The organism is Streptomyces sp. NBC_00390 (genome assembly GCF_036057275.1).
Lineage (GTDB): Bacteria > Actinomycetota > Actinomycetes > Streptomycetales > Streptomycetaceae > Streptomyces.
This window is the reverse complement of record NZ_CP107945.1, coordinates 5,635,031-5,654,237: the sequence shown is the minus strand read 5'-3', so window position 1 is coordinate 5,654,237 and position 19,207 is coordinate 5,635,031. Positions and strand designations below refer to the sequence as shown.

Below are 19,207 nucleotides of genomic sequence, written 5' to 3'. Positions count from 1 at the left end.
GAGCCCCCGAGGTCCATGACCTCGGGGGCTCTCTCCGATCAGCAGGAAGCTCAGCCCATGAGCTTTTCGAGGCTCCGGCGCACGGGCACGAAGGCGGAGCGCGGGCGGCGCAGTGTGCGGGCGCGGACCAGCCCCGGCCAGAAGTCAGCGCCGAGCAGTGCCTCGGGCTGGACCGCGTGCTTGCGCACCAGTACCTCGTCCGGGACGTCCTGCGGGTCGGGGACGACGTACTCCTCGATGATCTTGTCGTACGCGTTCTTGAGCACGGTGTTCCCGGGGTCGGCGCCGAAGACGGCCACCACTCCGGTCGGCGCGGTGTCGATCTCGACGACGACCAGGTCCGGCCGGTACTTGCGGAGCACCTGGACGACCTTGTACACGTCACCCGCCCAGAACTTGGTGTGCCGGTCGCGGGCGGCCTCATCGACACTCCGCGGCAGCATGTCGTCCAGCACGATCACGCTCGACCAGCGCGAATGCCGCTCGACGTTCATGAAGTCGCGCAGCGCATATTCGAACAGGTGCATACCGTCGATGAACGACAGCTCCAGCTGCGGCTCGCCGCCCAGAAGGTTCATCGGGTCCTTGCGGGCGAGCGCGCGAAACGGATTGCGGCCGTTGCGCAGATGCACCAGCGGGTCCTTGCGGGCGAAGAAGTCGTCGCTGGTCGCCCTTACGAGGTGCACATCGCAGCTGATGCTCGTCACGACCCGGAACGCCGGATCGATCGCGACGGAGGGAACCCGGGAAAGCGCGAGGCTGCGCCCGTCGTTGACCCCGATCTCGAGATAGTTGCGGGGTTTGTAGATGCGGTGCAGTTGACGCAGGAAGCCGTGGCGGTCCACCGATGGAGCCCTTCGCTGGGAATCAAATTCATTGATTCCCAGCGAAGTTAGCGTGTACGGCACCCGAACGTAAACATCTACTGGCCAGTAGCACCCATTCTGTCGGCCTTTCCGCGCTCCGCTTCGACCAGTTCCGGGAACGCTTCTGCGAGCGCGGCACGCCAGTCGCGGATCGGTTCGATGCCCGTGCCCTGCCACCCCTCGTGACCGAGCACGCTGTACGCCGGCCGGGGCGCGGGCCTGACGAAGGCCTCGCTGGTCGTCGGACGCACCCGCTCCGGGTCGGCGCCCAGCAGCCGGAAGATCTCCCGCGTGAATCCGAACCAGGTGGTGTCGCCGCTGCTCGTGCCGTGGCGGACGCCGCCGGCCACCGTGCCCGCGAGCGTCCCCTGCCCCAGCCGCACCAGCCGGTCGGCCAGGTCCACGGTCCAGGTCGGCTGCCCACGCTGGTCGTCCACCACGTCCAGGGTGTCCTTGACTGCCTCGAGCCTGATCATCGTGCGCACGAAGTTCGGCCCGCCCGCGCCGTACAGCCAGGCCGTACGGACCACCTGGCCGGTCTCGGGAAGGATGTCGCGCACCGCCTGCTCCCCCGCCAGCTTGGTGCGTCCGTAGGCGCCGCGCGGTCCGGTCGGCGCATCCTCCGCGTACGGCGCGGCTGCGTCGCCGGCGAAGACGTAGTCGGTGGAGACATGGAGCAGGACGGTTCCGGTCTCCTTGGACGCCTCGGCGAGCACCCGTGGACCGGTGCCGTTGACGGCGAGCGCGGCATCCTCCCGTTCCTCCGCACCGTCGACGTCCGTCCAGCCGGCGCAGTTGACGATCACCGTCGGCCGGTGCTCGGCGAGGGCGGCGCGGACCGCTTCCGGGTCGGTGATGTCGAGGTCCGCGTGGGCGAGGGGGACGGCCGCGGTGCCGTCCGCCGCCAGCCTGGCGAGAACGTCCTGGGCCAGCATGCCGCGGCCCCCCGTGACGAGCCAGCCGCTCACAGCGCCGCACGCTCCTTGAGCGGCTCCCACCAGGCACGGTTGTCGCGGTACCACTGCACGGTCTCCGCGAGACCGGTCGCGAAGTCCTTGCGCGGCGCGTAGCCGAGCTCCTCGCGGATCTTGGTGCAGTCGACCGAGTAACGGCGGTCGTGACCCTTGCGGTCGGTCACGTACTCGACGCTGGTGTCCCAGTCGGCCCCGCACGCCTCGAGCAGCAGCGCGGTGAGCTCCTTGTTGGACAGCTCGGTGCCGCCGCCGATGTTGTAGACCTCGCCCGCCCGGCCCCGGGCGCGCACCAGCTCGATGCCCTGGACGTGGTCGTCGATGTGCAGCCAGTCACGCACATTCCCGCCGTCGCCGTAGAGCGGGACCTTGTGGCCGTCCAGCAGGTTGGTGATGAACAGCGGGATGACCTTCTCCGGGAAGTGGTGATGCCCGTAGTTGTTGGAGCAGCGGGTCACGCGCACGTCCAGGCCGTGGGTGCGGTGGTAGGACAGCGCGATCAGGTCGCTGGAGGCCTTGGCCGCGGAGTACGGGGAGTTGGGCTGCAGCGGGTGCGTCTCGGGCCAGGAGCCCTCGTCGATGGAGCCGTAGACCTCGTCGGTGGAGATGTGGACGAACGTCGCGATGCCGGCCCGGTGGGCCGCGTCGATCAGGGTGTGGGTGCCCACCACGTTCGTCCGCACGAATTCGGCGCCGCCGTCGATGGACCGGTCCACATGCGACTCGGCGGCGAAGTGCACCACCTGGTCGTGCTCGCCCATGAGCCGGCCGACGAGCTCCGGGTCGCAGATGTCGCCCTTGACGAAGGCGAATCCGGGGTGGTCGCGGACCTCGTCGAGGTTGGCCTCGTTGCCCGCGTAGGTGAGCTTGTCCAGCACGGTGACGGCGACGTCGCCCGGGCCGCCGGGGCCGAGCACCGTGCGGACGTAGTGGGAGCCGATGAAGCCGGCGCCGCCGGTCACCAGGATCTTGGTGGTCATGAAGAGATCTGCACCTTGCTGTGATCGCCGAGCACGAGTCGGTGGGCGGACGGGTTGCGTGGGGCGGGGGTGACCTCGACGTCGCGGCCGATGAGCGAGGCCTCCACCCGGCGTACACCGGTGATGGACGAACCGCGCAGCACGATCGAGTACTCGATCTCGCTGTCCTCGATCCGGCACCCCTCGGAGACGGAGGTGAACGGGCCGACGTAGGCGTCGCTGATGACGGTGCCGGCGCCGATGACGGCCGGACCGATGATGCGGCTCCTGCTGATCTCGGCTCCCGCCTCGATACGTACGCGGCCGATGATCTCGCTGCTCTCGTCGACCGTGCCCTCGTTCACGGCCTCGACGCTCTCCAGCACCGATCGGTTGACCTCCAGCATGTCGGTGACGTTGCCGGTGTCCTTCCAGTAGCCGGAGATGGTCGTGGAACGCACGTCGCGCTGCTGGTCGATCAGCCACTGGATGGCGTGGGTGATCTCCAACTCCCCGCGCCCGGACGGCTGGATGGCCCGCACGGCCTCATGCACGGCAGGCGTGAAGAGATAGACGCCGACGAGTGCGAGATCGCTCTTGGGGTTCTCGGGCTTCTCCTCGAGGCCCACGACACGGCCCTCGCCGTCGAGTTCCGCAACGCCGAAGGAGGTCGGGTTGGGGACCTTGGTGAGAAGGATCTGCGCGTCGGGGCGCTCGGTGCGGAACGCGTCGACGAGGCCCGTGATCCCGCCGACGATGAAGTTGTCGCCGAGATACATCACGAAGTCGTCCTCACCGAGGAACTCTCTTGCGATGATCACGGCATGGGCGAGCCCGAGTGGCTTCTCCTGTGGAATGTAGGTGACCTTCACCCCGAATCGGGATCCGTCGCCGACCGCCTCCTGGATCTCCTCCGCCGTGTCGCCGACGATCACGCCGACTTCGGTGATCCCGGCGTCCGCGATCGCTTCCAGGCCGTAGAACAGCACTGGCTTGTTCGCCACAGGAACCAGTTGCTTGGCCGAAGTATGCGTGATGGGACGCAGGCGAGTGCCCGCCCCTCCGGAGAGTACGAGTGCCTTCACGATGCCCGTCCTCGAATCGATTGTGTTCCCCCGGCTGATATCGATCAGCCGATTCGACTTTACCCACCGTTCGCGCATCCTTACGCAATCGGTGTATTCCGCCCCTGCCTACCGCCCGGTTCTCAACCTCCGTGTGCGGCGCCGGATCCCCCGCACCGCCCGTGCGAGTGACAGGTGCCCCTCCGGCAGCACGCGCCGGCTGCCGGACCAGTCCGGCACCGTCACGGCGTAGACCGAGTCGGGGATGCCCGCCCCTGCGTCCCGGAAGTGCGGATAGGACAGGTACGGGCGGCCCGAGCGGCCACGGTGGATCACCTCCGGGATCCGCTCGGCCCGGGTGAAATCCAGATGGTCCTTGAGCAGATCGAGCCGGCCCATGGCGACGCAGGTGAGGACGAGCCGCTCGCCGACCTTGATCCGGTCGGCCACACCCTTGGTCCAGTACGCCCGGGTCATCGGCGCGGCCAGCTCCATCCGGTGCAGTTGTTCGCGCTCGGGACGCCGCAGCAGGGCGGGACCGAACTGCTGGAGCAGACCGACCGTGAAAGGCCTGACCATGAGCAGATCCCGCTTGGGCCCCGGCGGCTCGAGGCGGGCGATCAGCCGCATCAGGGCGTGCAGCGCCTCGAAGCGCTCGGGGTAACTGCCCCTGCTGGTCGCGTGTTTGCCGTCCTCACGGCCGACGAGGTAGTAGCAGTCGTAGTCGGCCACTACGGACACGCCGCCGCCCGCGAGATACGCCTCCATGGTGAACAGCGCGTCCTCACCGGTCGCGAGTGTCTCGTCGAATCGCAGGCCGAGCCGCGTCAGCGTCGCGCGACGGAACAGCTTCTGGGCGCTGAGCGCGTAGATGACCCGGGAGGTGTGCACATCGGCGTGTTCGAGGGTGCGGGTGAACATGGATGCGGGCACACCGCGGCCGACGCCGGCCATCCTGCCGAGCACCACGTCCGTACCGGCTCGGTCGGCCATGGCGACCATCCGCTCCAGCGCTTCGTCGCCGAAGTAGTCGTCCGCGTCCAGGAAGAAGACATAGCGGCCGCGGGCACGGCCCAGGCCGAGGTTGCGCGGCCCGCTGGGGCCGCCGGAGTTGGGCTGGTGGACGACCGTGGTCGGGACCTTGGACCTGGCGGCGAACTCCTCCAGGTACTCACCCGTGCCGTCGGTCGACCCGTCGTCGACCGCGACGATCTCGATGCGGTCGGCCCCGAGGGTCTGCGACTCCACCGATTCCAGGCAACGGACCAGGTAGGGCATGGCCTCATAGGCCCCGACCACTACCGTGACGTCAGGCGCAGGATTGTCATTCATCGACATACAAGACAACCTGACATGAACAAAGGTTGCCTTGTTCGGCTCTCCGAGCATTCGGAGCAATCAGCGCACATGCCCCAACGGGACATGAAACGGCCTGGCGGCGCCCTTCAGGGACGCCGCCAGGCCGCTGCTGCGATGTGCGATGTGATGCGGGTCTCTCAGCCGCCCACGGGCGTGTCGTCGAACCCGGGCGTCGGCTCCGCCTCCGCGAGACGCTGTGCCACCCCCGCGTTGCGCGCCTCGGCCTTGGCCGCCAGCGTCTGCACAGCCGCGCTGAACTGCTCCATGGAGGTCGGCTCGTCCGGGCCGAGCAGGTACTCCTTGAGCTCGTGCCGCGCCTCTGCCCGCGTGTCGGCGGCCCGGTCGGCGACGGCTTCCAGCAGCTCGTCGAGCTCGGCAGCGCTGTTGGAGAGGATCACCGCGGCGCGAACGGCGGTGTTCTGGCGCTTGAACTCCGCCTCGCCCAGACCCGCGGAGTCGGTGACCGCGTACGGCTTGCCGCTCGCGATGAAGTCCGACACCACGCTGGAGATGTCCGAGACCATGCCGTCCGACTCGTTGAAGCAGTCGTACAGACGCGGCTCGGGACCGGTGATGACCTTGTGCTCCCACCAGCCGAAGGAGCGCCAGTACGCGGCGTTCCAGTCGTCCTTGAGCTGCGCGGTCTCCGCTTCGCGCGCCGGGTCGGCCACCGACTCGCGCGACAGCTCGGCCTCGTCCCCGCCGACGCGCGAGGTACCCGCGAGCTCGGCGAGGCGTGCCTCGATGCGCTGCAGTTCGGCGCGGGCCTCGGCCTGCCCGGCCGCGTGGGACGCGGCCTCCTCGGCCCAGCGGGGGTCGGCGGCGCGGGCCGCGGCGGCCTGCTCGACGAGCGCGGTGACGCGCTGGTGCACGGCCTTGGCCTTGGGGCTGCGGGTGCCGGTGAACGGGTGCGGCTTGTAGATCAGCCGGACCGGCTTCTGCGCGTTCAGGAGCCGCTTGACGATGTTCTCACCGGCCAGCAGCAGGGAGGTGTTGCCGGGGTTGTCGTCCCAGCCCTCCCATGTGGGGGCGTAGAGCACGGTCGGGACCGGGTTCGCGGGTGCGCCGGTCCAGGTCTTGATCGGGGCCAGCTGGGGACGGCCCACCTCGACGATGTCCTCGCTGCGCACACCGACGTCGGCGAGGGCGTACCGGTCACGTCCGGCGCGGCCGGCGGTCCACACCTCGTCGTACGCCTTGCTGAACGGGTTGACGCTGGCGAGCTTGTCGCTGTCGCCGTGGCCGATGAAGACATGCTTCATGGTCGGTACCCGCAGCAGGTGGATGTTCTTGCCGACGTTGGCCGCGTACAGCGCGACCCGCACGGACGACAGGTCCAGATTCATCAGGTGCACCCCGCCGGGCACGCACAGCACGGGCACGGAGGTGGAGGCGAGCTGCGGCACGATGTTGCGCTCACGCAGCAGGATCACCGGACGGCCCTCGACCTTGGCCATCGTCTCGAGCCACATGTTGACCTGGTACGCCGAGTCCCTGGAGCCGGAGAAGTACAGCATCACCGTCGGCTTGTACTCGCCGAGCCAGGTGTCGATGCCCTTCAGCACCTTCTCCGCGGGCGGTACGAGGCGGCTCGGTCGCAGATAGGGCAGCAGCGCCGCCACGTAGCCGAGGGCGAGCACCGAGGTCAGCGCGAGACCGGCGTAGGCGAAGATGTTCTGCTTCAGCCCGATGGCGAGGATCACGCCCACGACTGCGAAGACGTCCAGGTGCAGCATCTTCTCCGCGGAGCGGTCGAGCAGGCCCTTGGGCGGCGCGTCGGGGATGCGCACGTACTTCTTCAGGTCGATGTTGCGGGTGACGACCGGCAGCCTGCGGCGCAGGCGCAGCAGGGTGACCATCGCACCGTGCGGCGCCTGGAGCCCGTAGAAGCCGAGCAGGCAGGCGACCGTCACGTAGAAGACCGCGTCGTCGGCGAGACCCATGCGTGCCATCAGCAGAACCAGCAGCAGCTGGCGCACCAGAAAACGGATCGACAGGCCGGCCCGCACCTTGGCGAGACGGTTGATCAGATAGCTGGAGCGCTGGTGCAGAAAGCGGTCCGACAGATAGGTCACCGCAACCGCCGCCCCGAAGAACCAGAGGTTGGGGATTATCGCGGCGAGCATGACGCACGGGAATCCGAGCATCAAGAGCAGCGCCGCGGCCAGCTCGGATCCGCTGCCCACGCGTGCCATGCGAATGGCCTTGGAAATCACGAAGAACCTGCTCCAGAGGTACCGAATATGTGCCTTGCGAAGGACGTGTGAAGGGGGACCTCCACGGATTCGGGCCCCCGCAGTGCGCGCTGTGTAACGGCGACTACAGAGGCCCGAATATGAATGTCAATAAGTATTACACATCTTCTTGACGGTCCAGCACAGCGGCGAGGGCCTGCTCGAAGCCCGATGCCTCGGAAGCGCCCCGGGTCGGGTCCTGCTGCCGTACGTCGATGACATGGCCGGTCAGCTCGGACAACAGCACGTCCAGCGAAGTACGGGCCACGGCCTCGGACGAGAGCAGCGTACCGGCGGGCTCGGTGCCGAACGCCTTGGTGCGCATCGGCGTGGCGGTGCGCTCGGGGTTCACACAGTTCACCCGGATGCCGTCGCCCGCCCACTCGTCCGACAGAGCCTGGGTGAGGTTCACCATGGCGGCCTTGGTGGAGGAGTAGAGGCTGTACTCGGCGCGGCCACGGGTGTAGCTGCTGGAGGTGTAGAGCAGCAGCTGGCCCTTGGTCTCCGCCAGGTACTTGTGCGAGGCCCGCGCGATCTGCACCGGAGCCAGGTAGTTGACGTTCAGCGCTTCCTGGATGGTCGTGTTGTCCGTCTCGGCCAGCTTGCCGATCCGCAGCACGCCCGCGGTGTTGATCACGTAGTCGATACGGCCGGTCTCGGCGTACGCCTTGGACAGCGCGTCGTCGACGTGCTCCGGGTTCTCGACATGGGTGCCGGTGGTCGAGCGGCCCAGCGCGTAGACCTTGGCGCCGTAGGACTCGGCGAGCGAGGCGATGTCCGCGCCGATGCCGTACGAGCCGCCGAAGACGACCAGGGTCTTGCCGGCCAGCAGCTCGCGGTAGGCGGCTTCGTCGGCCTGGGCCGGGGCGGCGGTCGAGGCGAGCTGGAAGAGCTTGTCCGCGATGAAGACGTCGACCGGCTGGGTGACCTTCATGTTGTACTCGTCGCCCGCGACGACATAGATCGGGACGTCCGGCAGGTACTTCAGCACGACCGAGCAGTCGTCGGTGGCCTGGAAGTTCGGGTCGCCGGCCGCGACCTCGTACGCCCTGCGGATGGTGGAGAGCTTGAAGGCCTGCGGGGTCTGGCCACGGCGCAGCCGGGAGCGGTCCGGGACGTCGGTGATGAACTCGCCGTCCTCGCCGTGGGTGCGGGTCACGATGATCGTGTCCGCGGACGGGATGGCGACGTCGACGGCCTGGTAGCGCTCCAGCGCGTCCACGCAGTCCTGGATCACACGCGCGGAGAGCAGCGGGCGCACGGCGTCGTGGAACAGGACGTTGCGGTCCTCACCCTCGGCCAGGCCCTCGCCGAGGGCCGCGATGGCGCGCTCGGTGGTCTCGTTACGGGTCGTGCCGCCCTCGATGACCTTGATCACCTTGGTCAGACCCGCCTTGGCGACGATCTTCTCGACGTCGGCCACATAGCCGGGCGCCATCAGCACGATGATGTCGTCGATGGAGTCCGCCTGCTGGAAGATCGACAGTGTGTGCTCGATGACGGCCTTGCCTGCGATCTTCAGCAGCTGCTTGGGGATGGACAGTCCCACGCGCTGGCCGGTGCCACCGGCGAGCACGACTGCTGTGGTTCGGGGTTTGGCTATGTGCTGCACAGACACAGACGACCTACCTTGCGAGGGCTGGGGAACAAAACTGATGGTTGCACCCTGCGTTACCGTCCCGCAAGGCGGGTGTCGCCCACCCCACGGACCGGAGATACCTTCTGTTCACCCGGTGATCTGGGCTCTTGGTCACGCAGCACCGCCCTGAAGGAGTGACGGACGCCACACACATGAGTGGTATGAACCACCCATGAGCGGGACAGCGGCGGGTTACAGGTCCACCACATTGAGAGCGAGATCATTGGACACCGTGTAGTAGACCCTGACCCTGACCTGGGGCTGCCGCTTGTGCAGCGCCCGCTTGACCATGGCGCGCACCAGGCTGCCGGTGCGCCTCTTGGGCCGGACGATGCGAGGGTAGGAGTAGATGTCCTTCTTCATCACGACGTCGTCCAGCACCTTGCCGATCTTGACCGGCTTGCTGTTCGGTGCGTAGCGGACGAGCAGGTCCCACACGTCGTGCGCGGTCAACTGCGCGGCGACGGCTTCGACCGGGGTGAAGGTGAACCGGAAGCCGTGCTCGCCCTCCTTCTCCCCGGCGAAGGACAGTTCGCCCGCAGGCTTCCCGCGACGGCGCAGCAGCAGCGCCGGGGCGTCGGACACGGTCGCCGCGCCGTACAGGCTGCCCGTCAGAGTGATCCGCATACCGTCGAGCCGGACGTCGTCGGCCTCCGCGTGCACGGGCCGGGACCAGGCTCGCAGCATCAGGGCGCTGCCCTTCGCCTTGTCCTCGTACGGCACGAGGTTGTGGACGGGCCCGCCCCCCGCGGGTCTCTGCGCGGCGTGCATGGCTCCCCGCTGGTCGATGACGCGGGCGGTGACGCGGCCCCGGACCTTGGTCGTGGCCATCTCGACGAAGAGGTTCCACTGCCCCTCGGGGAAGACCTCACCGGCCGGGATCCGTGCCGCGCCGCCCCCGTCGAACTCGAAGGTGCGGACGTCCGACTGGACACCGGTACGGGTGCACACGAGCGTTGCGCCCTGTTCCAGGCCCTCGGGGAGCGGGGTCGCCAGCGTGACGGTCACCTCGCCGTCGCCCGCGACCACGACATCGGCGACCGGAGCGATCCCCGGGCCCGTCTCGCGCCGGGACGCGTCCTCGACCAGCTCCGCGAACAGCGCCTCGTACTGCTTGGTGACCACACCCGGATCGAAGCGGCGGGCGTTGTCGGCAGCGGCCTTCGCCATCCCGCGGCGCAGCCCCTCGTCGTCGATCAGCCGCAGCAGGCCCTGGGCGATCGCGGTGACGTCACCCACCGGGACGAGCAGCCCGTCGACACCGTCCTGGATGATCTCGCGCGGGCCGTAGTCGCAGTCGGTGCTGACCATCGGTACGCCGCAGCGCATGGCCTCCACCAGCGTCATGCCGAAGGACTCGTGGCGCGAGGTGGAAACCGCGATGGCCCCCTTGGCCCATTCGGGTTCGATCGGCGAGTGGGCGCCCATGAGGTGGACCTGGTTGTAGAGCGCCAGCTCGTCGATGCGGGCGCGGAGCCGTTCCCGCTGGTCACCGGAGCCGTAGATCCGCAGCACCCAGTCGGGGCGGACGGCTGCGACCTTGGCGAAGGCGTCGAGCAGCACGTGGTACTGCTTCTCGGCCGAGAGCCGGCCGGCCGCGACGATGGTCCGGCCGGTGCCGTCCGAAGGCGCGACGGCCGGCTCGGGAACGCTGTTGGGTATGGACAGCACCCGGGTGGTGGGCAGCGGCAGCTTGTCCCGCCAGACCGCCGCATCGCCCTCGGAGACCGTCACAAAGGCGTCGATGGCGTCGAGGTGCTCGTACATCTCCTCGCGCAGCGCCCCCTTGTGGTGGTTGTGCGTCATGTGCTCCTGCCCGACCCTTACTGCGCCGGGCGGGGCGAACTGGGCGACATAGGCGACGAGTCCGGGGCGGGTTCCGATGACGATGTCCGCGTCGGAGTCGGCGTAGTGGGCACGTACCCGCTCGTCGACGAGCTGGTTGTACTCCTTGTAGCGGGCCTCGGCTTGCGGGAAGGCCTTGGACGGCTGGGAGAAGAGAGGATTCTCCAGGTCGTTGCCGGGGCTGTCGGGGCGGGTGTCGACGAGCGGCACGAGAGTGATGCGGGGATCGATCGCGAAGGCGGCGGTGTCACGGTGCTGGAAGACGGAGACGATCTCGACCTCGTGGCGGTTGGCCAGCTCCCCAGCCAGATTCAGCGTCGTGCGGATGGTTCCGCCTATGCCGTAAACGGTGTGAATGAGGAAGGAGATCTTCATCGGTGCTCCGCTCAATTCTGCTCAGGAACCAACGGGCGGTCACGTTTCGGCTCGCAGGCTCGGTGACGCTTGTCCTGGCGAGGGCACCCCAGCCGGAATATTACGACATGTACCAACTTGTCCGCCTTGTCGCGGATTGCCGGACTGGTTGGGCAGTTTTCCCGCCTTCACCCGGATGAGACGGCCAGAAGGTGTGAACGGTTGGCTCCTCCACACGACGGGACGCGTGTGACCCGGGCACACGCAGGCGCATGTGCGGCGCCGCCGCCTTGGGAGCGGGCCTCCGGCGTTCGCACCGGCCCCGCCCGGCACGGGGCGCCTCACGGCCTTGCGCCGGCTCCCCTGCAAGCCGCCGCCGACCTGCGAAAACGGCGCAGCCACCCTCGCACCGCTCGGCCCAGGGTGGGCTCACGTGCTCAGGGTGGCTGCGCCGGACTCCGCTCAGCGTCACCGGAGGTTCAGAGAGGGAACAGTCGCCGGAGGTTCAGGGGACTAGAAGGGCTCGAAGCCCTTGAACTCCTTCATCGCCTCGTCCCGCTCCGCGTCACGGTCCCGGCGACGCTGCGCCGCCGGACGCGGGGCCTCGAAGCGGTGGTCCTCGCCGCGGCGGCCGAGCATCTCCGCGCCCGCCGTCACCGTCGGCTCCCAGTCGAAGACGACCGCGTTGTCCTCGGGGCCGATGGCCACGCCGTCGCCCGACCGGGCGCCGGCCTTCATCAGCTCGTCCTCGACACCGAGACGGTTGAGGCGGTCCGCCAGATAGCCGACGGCCTCGTCGTTGTTGAAGTCCGTCTGGCGCACCCAGCGCTCCGGCTTCTCGCCGCGCACCCGGAAGAGGCCGTCCTCCTCCAGCGTGACCGTGAAGCCCGCGTCGTCGACCGCCTTGGGGCGGATGACGATACGGGTCGCCTCCTCCACCGGCTTGGCGGCCCGCGCCTCGGCGACGATCTCGGCCAGCGCGTAGGACAGCTCCTTGAGGCCCTTGTGAGCCACCGCGGAGACCTCGAAGACGCGGTAGCCGCGCTGCTCCAGCTCCGGGCGGATCATGTCGGCGAGGTCCTGGCCGTCGGGAATGTCGACCTTGTTGAGGACCACGATGCGCGGGCGGTCGTCGAGGCCGCCGTACTGCCGCAGCTCCTCCTCGATGACATCGAGGTCGGAGGCCGGGTCACGGTCGGACTCGAGCGTCGCGGTGTCCAGGACGTGCACCAGGACCGAGCAGCGCTCGACATGGCGCAGGAACTCCAGGCCCAGGCCGCGGCCCTGGCTGGCGCCCGGGATCAGACCCGGCACGTCCGCGATGGTGTAGACGGTGGACCCGGCCGTCACGACGCCCAGATTCGGGACCAGCGTGGTGAACGGGTAGTCCGCGATCTTGGGCTTGGCCGCCGACAGGACGGAGATCAGCGAGGACTTGCCCGCGCTCGGGTAGCCCACCAGCGCGACGTCGGCGACGGTCTTGAGCTCCAGGACCACATCACCCGACCGGCCGGGCTCGCCCAGCAGGGCGAAGCCGGGGGCCTTGCGGCGGGCGGAGGCCAGCGCGGCGTTGCCGAGGCCTCCGCGACCGCCCTCGGCGGCGATGTACGTGGTGCCCTGGCCGACCAGGTCGGCGAGCACATTGCCCTGCTTGTCGAGGACGACGGTGCCGTCGGGGACCGGCAGGACCAGGTCCTGGCCGTCCTTGCCGGAGCGGTTGCCGCCCTCACCGGGCTTGCCGTTGGTGGCCTTGCGGTGCGGGCTGTGGTGGTAGTCGAGCAGCGTCGTCACCGACTGGTCGACGACCAGGATCACGTCGCCGCCGCGCCCGCCGTTGCCCCCGTCGGGCCCGCCGAGCGGCTTGAACTTCTCCCGGTGAACGGAGGCGCAGCCGTGGCCTCCGTTACCCGCGGCGGCATGCAGCTCGACGCGGTCCACGAAGGTGGTCATGGAAATGCCTCCAGTTGGTGACGTACGTAGGGAAATGTCTAACTGTCAACACACGAAAGGCGGACCTGCTTCCCTCTCGGGAAGTGAGGTCCGCCCCTCGAAGTGAACCGGTCAGGCGACCGGAACGATGTTCACGACCTTGCGGCCACGGTGGGTGCCGAACTCGACCGCACCGGGCTGCAGGGCGAACAGCGTGTCGTCGCTGCCGCGACCGACGCCCGCGCCCGGGTGGAAGTGGGTGCCACGCTGGCGGACCAGGATCTCACCGGCGTTCACGACCTGACCGCCGAAGCGCTTCACGCCGAGCCGCTGAGCGTTGGAGTCGCGACCGTTCCGGGTGGACGATGCGCCCTTCTTGTGTGCCATCTCTCCTCAGTCCCTTACTTCGCAGCCGTGGGGATGCCGGTGACCTTGATCGCCGTGTACTGCTGGCGGTGACCCTGGCGACGGCGGTAGCCGGTCTTGTTCTTGTAGCGAAGGATGTCGATCTTCGCGCCCTTGTGGTGGTCCACGACCTCGGCGGTGACCTTGATACCGGCCAGCACCCACGGGTCGCTGGTCACGGCGTCGCCGTCGACAACGAGCAGGGTCGAGAGCTCGACCGTGTCGCCAACCTGGGCAGTGGAAATCTTGTCAACCTCAACGATGTCGCCGACAGCAACCTTGTGCTGGCGACCACCGCTGCGCACGATGGCGTACACGCGGATCTCTCTCTCGCTCGGAACGAATCCCCTGATGCCAGCCGCTCACACGGGCCGGGCCCGGATGATCCGAATGGACGAGCGGCCTCTCCCGGCGGACCGAGAGGGAGTTGCTCAGGGGTGGGCGCATAAGGAAACACGCCGAGGGACTAGGTTACGGACCGCCGTCCCGGGGGTCAAACCGGGTCCTCCCGGGGCCGTCGCCTCCATGGTGCACCGGACCTCCCCGGCACGTCCGCGGGCACTGAGGGGCCGGAGAACGGCCGTGGGCCCCTCCCTGACGGGAAGGGCCCACAAGCCGTTGTGCGTCGTGCCTACGAGGCGTCCGCGGAGACTTCCGGAAGCGACGTCTGCTCGGCGGCCACGGTCTTCTTCGCGACCTTCTTCGCGGCCGTCTTCTTCGCCGTCGTCGTCTTCTTCGCAGCCGTCTTCTTGACCGCCGCCTTCTTCGCGGTGGCCTTCTTGGCGGTCTTGCGGGCCGCCTTCTTGGCCGGAGCGCCGGCCTCGGCCTCGTCGCCCGTGACCTGCTCGGCCGCGGGCTCCTCCGCCTTGGTCCCGGCCGGGGCGACCACGACGACAGCGGCCTCCTCGGCACCGGAGGGCGAGCCCGCGGGCGCGGTGACCTTACGGGTCACCCGGCGGCGCGCACGCGGCGGGGCCACGACCGGAGCCTCCTGCGCGGCGGGGACGGCAGCCGCCTCCACCACCTCGGGCTCGGGAGCCTTGATCGTCGTCTCCGCCGGCACCGGCTCGGACGACGCCGGGGAGCCGGCCGGAGCCGACGCCCTGCGGGTGGCCCGCCGGCGGGTACGGCCCGTGGGGGCCGCCTCCTGGGCGGGCTCGGCCTCAGCCGGGGCCTCGGACACGACCGCGCGCTCGGGCTCCGGCTCGGCAGGTGCCTCGGCGACCGGCTCGACGACCTCGGTCGCCTGCGGCGCACCGGCAGGGGCCGACACCTTGCGGGTGGCACGGCGACGGCCGCGGCCCCGGGTCGCAGCGGCCTCGGCCTCGGCGGCGCTGCTGTACAGCTCCTCGTCCGGGGCGAACGCGGGCTCGGGGAGCGCGACGGGCGCGGCGGCCTCCGCCACGACCTCGGCCTCGGTCTCCTCGGCCGCGACCTCGTACTCGTGGACGTGCTCAGCACCGGCCGCGCCGCCGCGTCCGCGCTTCTTGGAGCGCTTGCCACCGCCACCGACGGCGCTCGGCTGCTCCATGTGCACGATCACACCGCGGCCGTTGCAGTGGACACAGGTCTCGGAGAACGACTCCAGCAGGCCCTGACCGACCCGCTTACGGGTCATCTGGATCAGACCCAGCGAGGTCACCTCGGCCACCTGGTGCTTCGTACGGTCCCGGCCCAGGCACTCCAGCAGCCGGCGCATGACCAGGTCCCGGTTGGACTCCAGCACCATGTCGATGAAGTCGACGACGACGATGCCGCCCAGGTCGCGCAGCCGCAGCTGGCGCACGATCTCCTCGGCCGCCTCCAGGTTGTTCCTGGTGACGGTCTCCTCGAGGTTGCCGCCCTGGCCGGTGAACTTGCCGGTGTTGACGTCGATCACGACCATGGCCTCGGTCTTGTCGATCACCAGCGAACCGCCGCTCGGCAGCCAGACCTTGCGGTCCAGGGCCTTCATCAGCTGCTCGTCGATCCGGTTGACCGCGAAGACGTCGACCTCGCTGGTCCACCGCTCCAGGCGGTCGGCCAGGTCGGGCGCGACGTGCGAGACATAGCCGTGGATGGTCTCCCACGCCTCGTCACCGCTGACGACGACCTTGGTGAAGTCCTCGTTGAAGATGTCCCGGACGACTCGGACGGTCATGTCCGGCTCGCCGTAGAGCAGGCTCGGCGAGCTCGTCGACTGCATCTTCGACTTCTTCTGGATCTCTTCCCACTGCGCCTGCAGCCGCTCCACGTCACGGCGCAGCTCGTCCTCGCTCGCACCCTCGGCCGCGGTGCGCACGATGACGCCCGCGTCCTCGGGGACGATCTTCTTGAGGATGGTCTTCAGCCGCGCGCGCTCCGTGTCGGGCAGCTTGCGGCTGATACCGGTCATCGAGCCCTCGGGCACGTAGACCAGGTAGCGGCCGGGCAGGGACACCTGGCTGGTCAGCCGGGCGCCCTTGTGGCCGATCGGGTCCTTGGTCACCTGGACGAGGACCGACTGGCCGGACTTGAGGGCGGACTCGATACGGCGCGGGCCGTTGGCCATGCCCAGCGCCTCGAAGTTGACCTCACCGGCGTACAGCACCGCGTTGCGGCCCTTGCCGATGTCGACGAAGGCGGCCTCCATGGACGGCAGGACGTTCTGCACCTTGCCCAGGTAGACGTTGCCGACGTACGAGGTGGCCTGCTCCTTGTTGACATAGTGCTCGACGAGCACGTCGTCCTCGAGGACACCGATCTGGGTGCGCTCGCCGTGCTGGCGGACGACCATCACCCGCTCGACGGCCTCGCGGCGCGCCAGGAACTCGGCCTCGGTGATGATCGGCACCCGGCGGCGGCCCTGCTCGCGGCCCTCGCGGCGGCGCTGCTTCTTCGCCTCCAGACGGGTCGAGCCCTTGATGGACTGCACCTCGTCGGACGGCTCGTCGCTCTTGCGCGGCGCGCGCGGCTCACGGACCTTGACGACCGTGCGCTCCGGCTCGTCCTCGCCCACGAGATCGGTGGTGTCACCGCTGCGACGGCGACGGCGACGGCGACGGCGGCTGCTGCTCGTACCGGCAGCCGCGGGGGTGTCGGTTCCGGCCTCGTCCTCGCCTTCCTCCTCGCCCTCGTCCTCGCCCTCGTCCTCGGCTTCCTCGGCGGACTCGTCGGTGTCGGCGGCCTCTCCGCGGCGACGGCGACGGCCACCCCGGCGGCGACGGCGCGACGGCCGGTCCTCGTACTCCTCCGCCTCACCCTCGGCCTGCTCGGGCTCGGGCTCGGCCTCTTCCGCGGCCTCCTCCTCGGCGGCCACGGGCTGCGCCTCGACGGCCTCGGCCGGCTCGCCACGGCGGCGCCTGCGACGGCGGCCGGCCGGCTCGGCGGGTGCCTCGGCGACGGCCTCGTGCTCGTCCTCGTCGATCTCCGGCTCAGGGCGCTGCGCGGCAGCAGCCGCGGCCGCGGCCGTCTCCGGGGTCTGGAACATGGGCTCGGTGAAGACGGGGGCCTGGAAGGTGGGCACGGCCGGCCGTGCGGCGCGGCGGCCACGCGCGGGCGGCTCGGCCTGCTCGGCACGGGCCTGCGTCTCCGGCCGGCCGGCGGTGAACTCGGCGGACGCGGCACGGCGGCGGGTACGGCCACGGCCGGCGGCCTTCTCGGCGGCGGCGGCCTCGGGCTCCTCGGCGGCGATCTGGGCCACCGCGCTCTCGGGCAGCGACTCGCCCGCCTGGGTGGCGCTCTCGTCCTCGTCGGACGGGGCGGCCTGGGGCGCACCGGCGGGTGCAGTGGCCTTACGCGTGGCACGACGACGCGCACGCGGCGCAGGCGCCTCCTCCTCAGCGGCAGCCTCCACAACCGGCTGAGCGGCCTCGGTCACGCCGGCCTCGACCTCCGCGGCCTGGGGCGCACCGGCAGGCGCGGACGCCCGGCGGCGGGTGCGGCCGCGCGGTGCGGGGGCTTCGGCTTCAGCCTCGGCTTCGGCGACGACCGGCTCGGCCTCGACCTCGGCGTCGTGGGGCGCACCGGCGGGTGCAGTGGCCTTACGCGTGGCACGACGACGCGCACGCGGCGCAGGCGCCTCCTCCTCAGCGGCAGCCTCCACAACCGGCTGAGCGGCCTCGGTCACGCCGGCCTCGACCTCCGCGGCCTGGGGCGCACCGGCAGGCGCCGTCGCCTTACGCGTGGCACGACGACGCGCACGCGGCGCAAGCGCCTCCTCCTCAGCGGCAGCCTCCACAACCGGCTGAGCGGCCTCGGTCACGCCGGCCTCGACCTCCGCGGCCTGGGGCGCACCGGCAGGCGCCGTCGCCTTACGCGTGGCACGACGACGCGCACGCGGCGCAAGCGCCTCCTCCTCAGCGGCAGCCTCCACAACCGGCTGAGCGGCCTCGGTCACGCCGGCCTCGACCTCCGCGGCCGCGACATCGGCGTCCGCTGCCTCCACGGCACCGGTCGGCGGTCCCGCGGGGCGCGACGCGGCGCGGCGCCTGCGGCGCGGCGGCAGCGTGTCACTGGGGCTGTTGTTGTTGTGTTCTTCGTTGGTGTCCCCGGCGGTGCCGGGTCCGTTCAGCTCGAGCATGCGGGCGGTTCTCCCGTCGCGCTCCCGGGCGCCGCGCCTGAATCCGGTCCGGCTGCGGCCCGCGTGATATCCGCGGTGCCGCCGTCCGGGGCGCGGGCGCCGCACGGGAGCTGATGTCTGGCTCGCCGGTTCCGTACGCGATGTACGCACGGCCTGGCGAAAGTCTTCTGTGTCTCAGCGCGGCCCGCCCCAGGTGGCTCCCGAGTGCACGGGCTGCGCTCCGACGACCGTCCTTACGCGGCGGGACCTTCCGGCGCCGTCGCAGGGGCCGTCCCGGCGGCCATGGATGGAGCGGCCAGGACTGCCTCGCGGTCGGGCGCGAGCGGGTCGGTCACCGTGCCGGACTCCTCGTCGAAGAGCCCCTGCGCCAGCCTGGTCACCGCTGCGGGGACCGGCGGCGCCAGGTCGGCCACAGCTCGGAGACCGGACAGGACGTCGTCGGGTCGCACGGCAGGTGTCACGTGCCGCACAACCAGGCGCAGTATCGCACAGGGCCCCTGTTCCGGCCTATCGGACTGTGGATGACCCGCCTGCAGGCCCGCCACGGCGCCTCGGGCGTCGAAGGTCCGGATGCCGTTCTTCGTCTTGCGCTTGACCTCGACGGTCTCGGCGGCGAGGAAGGCGGAGACGGCCGCTTCGGCGTCCCCCGCCTCCACCCCGTCGAGCCGAAGCTCCCACACGGAGGCGGTGAGCCGGTCGGCGAGACCCGAGGTACGGGCCTCGACGGCGTCGGTGATGTCGAGGCCGTCCGGAAGCGACTCGTCGAGCAGCTCGCGCAGCTTGTCGGGGTCGCGGTGCTCGGTGAGGGCGATCTCCAGATATTCGGCCTCGCTGCCCGTGCCGGTGGGTGCGGCATTGGCGTACGACACCTTCGGGTGCGGAGTGAAGCCCGCCGAGTACGCCATGGGCACCTCGGCACGCCTCAGCGCACGCTCGAAGGCGCGCTGGAAGTCACGATGACTGGTGAACCGGAGGCGGCCGCGCTTGGTGTAGCGCAGTCGGATGCGCTGCACCGCAGGTGCGGGCGGCGGGCCTTCGGGCT

General features: G+C 69.9%; 13 protein-coding genes. All 13 read right to left on the bottom strand.

Annotated features, from left to right (window positions below):
- Positions 1–50 precede the first annotated feature (50 nt).
- The 13 genes from OHS70_RS24820 to OHS70_RS24760 all read right to left on the bottom strand — a co-directional run bounded on the left by OHS70_RS24820 (position 51) and on the right by OHS70_RS24760 (position 19,178).
- Entirely contained in the window at positions 51–845 is a 795-nt protein-coding gene (locus tag OHS70_RS24820) for a class I SAM-dependent methyltransferase (protein ID WP_328400648.1), read from the bottom strand.
- A gap of 77 nt (positions 846–922) precedes the next feature.
- Positions 923–1,801, bottom strand: a complete 879-nt coding sequence (rfbD, locus tag OHS70_RS24815) for a dTDP-4-dehydrorhamnose reductase (protein WP_443062759.1) — start codon at positions 1,799–1,801, stop codon at positions 923–925.
- Between the two features lie 29 nt (positions 1,802–1,830).
- Positions 1,831–2,817: a dTDP-glucose 4,6-dehydratase gene (gene rfbB / locus OHS70_RS24810; RefSeq protein WP_328400645.1), complete on the bottom strand. Its 987-nt coding sequence runs from the start codon at positions 2,815–2,817 to the stop codon at positions 1,831–1,833.
- A complete protein-coding gene (locus OHS70_RS24805) occupies positions 2,814–3,881 on the bottom strand; it encodes a glucose-1-phosphate thymidylyltransferase (protein ID WP_328400643.1) in 1,068 nt (355 codons plus the stop codon). Before OHS70_RS24805 ends, rfbB begins: the two co-directional genes overlap by 4 nt.
- Before the next feature lie 108 nt (positions 3,882–3,989).
- Positions 3,990–5,192 carry a glycosyltransferase family 2 protein gene (locus OHS70_RS24800; RefSeq protein ID WP_328400641.1) on the bottom strand — a complete coding sequence of 401 codons (1,203 nt, stop codon included), beginning with the start codon at positions 5,190–5,192 and terminating at the stop codon, positions 3,990–3,992.
- Positions 5,193–5,356: 164 nt separating this feature from the next.
- Positions 5,357–7,414, bottom strand: a complete 2,058-nt coding sequence (locus tag OHS70_RS24795) for a hypothetical protein (RefSeq protein WP_328400639.1) — start codon at positions 7,412–7,414, stop codon at positions 5,357–5,359.
- Between the two features lie 157 nt (positions 7,415–7,571).
- Positions 7,572–9,071: a bifunctional cytidylyltransferase/SDR family oxidoreductase gene (locus OHS70_RS24790; RefSeq protein WP_328400637.1), complete on the bottom strand. Its 1,500-nt coding sequence runs from the start codon at positions 9,069–9,071 to the stop codon at positions 7,572–7,574.
- A 213-nt stretch (positions 9,072–9,284) separates the two neighbouring features.
- Complete coding sequence (locus tag OHS70_RS24785; RefSeq protein ID WP_328400635.1) at positions 9,285–11,312, bottom strand: glycosyltransferase family 4 protein; 2,028 nt, start codon at positions 11,310–11,312, stop codon at positions 9,285–9,287.
- Positions 11,313–11,804: 492 nt separating this feature from the next.
- A complete protein-coding gene (gene obgE, locus OHS70_RS24780; protein ID WP_328400633.1) occupies positions 11,805–13,241 on the bottom strand; it encodes a GTPase ObgE in 1,437 nt (478 codons plus the stop codon).
- Positions 13,242–13,352: 111 nt separating this feature from the next.
- Positions 13,353–13,607 (bottom strand): 50S ribosomal protein L27, encoded by a 255-nt coding sequence (gene rpmA, locus OHS70_RS24775; protein ID WP_328400631.1) that lies wholly within the window; start codon positions 13,605–13,607, stop codon positions 13,353–13,355.
- Between the two features lie 14 nt (positions 13,608–13,621).
- Entirely contained in the window at positions 13,622–13,942 is a 321-nt protein-coding gene (rplU, locus tag OHS70_RS24770) for a 50S ribosomal protein L21 (protein WP_256523109.1), read from the bottom strand.
- A gap of 314 nt (positions 13,943–14,256) precedes the next feature.
- The gene (locus OHS70_RS24765) at positions 14,257–18,165 is read right to left on the bottom strand and encodes an Rne/Rng family ribonuclease (protein ID WP_328400622.1); all 3,909 of its coding nucleotides are present in this window, start codon (positions 18,163–18,165) and stop codon (positions 14,257–14,259) included.
- 233 nt (positions 18,166–18,398) lie between these two features.
- On the bottom strand, positions 18,399–19,178 hold the full coding sequence (locus tag OHS70_RS24760) for a TIGR03936 family radical SAM-associated protein (RefSeq protein ID WP_328400620.1): 780 nt from the start codon (positions 19,176–19,178) through the stop codon (positions 18,399–18,401).
- Between the last annotated feature and the right edge of the window lie 29 nt (positions 19,179–19,207).

Coding starts and splice junctions, on each gene's coding strand:
- OHS70_RS24785 (WP_328400635.1), bottom strand. CDS start 11,312: ATGAAGATCTCCTTCCTCATTCACACCGTTTACGGCATAGGCGGAACC.
- rfbB (WP_328400645.1), bottom strand. CDS start 2,817: ATGACCACCAAGATCCTGGTGACCGGCGGCGCCGGCTTCATCGGCTCC.
- rfbD (WP_443062759.1), bottom strand. CDS start 1,801: ATGCTGGCCCAGGACGTTCTCGCCAGGCTGGCGGCGGACGGCACCGCG.
- OHS70_RS24765 (WP_328400622.1), bottom strand. CDS start 18,165: ATGCTCGAGCTGAACGGACCCGGCACCGCCGGGGACACCAACGAAGAA.
- obgE (WP_328400633.1), bottom strand. CDS start 13,241: ATGACCACCTTCGTGGACCGCGTCGAGCTGCATGCCGCCGCGGGTAAC.
- rpmA (WP_328400631.1), bottom strand. CDS start 13,607: ATGGCACACAAGAAGGGCGCATCGTCCACCCGGAACGGTCGCGACTCC.
- OHS70_RS24800 (WP_328400641.1), bottom strand. CDS start 5,192: ATGAATGACAATCCTGCGCCTGACGTCACGGTAGTGGTCGGGGCCTAT.
- OHS70_RS24795 (WP_328400639.1), bottom strand. CDS start 7,414: ATGGCACGCGTGGGCAGCGGATCCGAGCTGGCCGCGGCGCTGCTCTTG.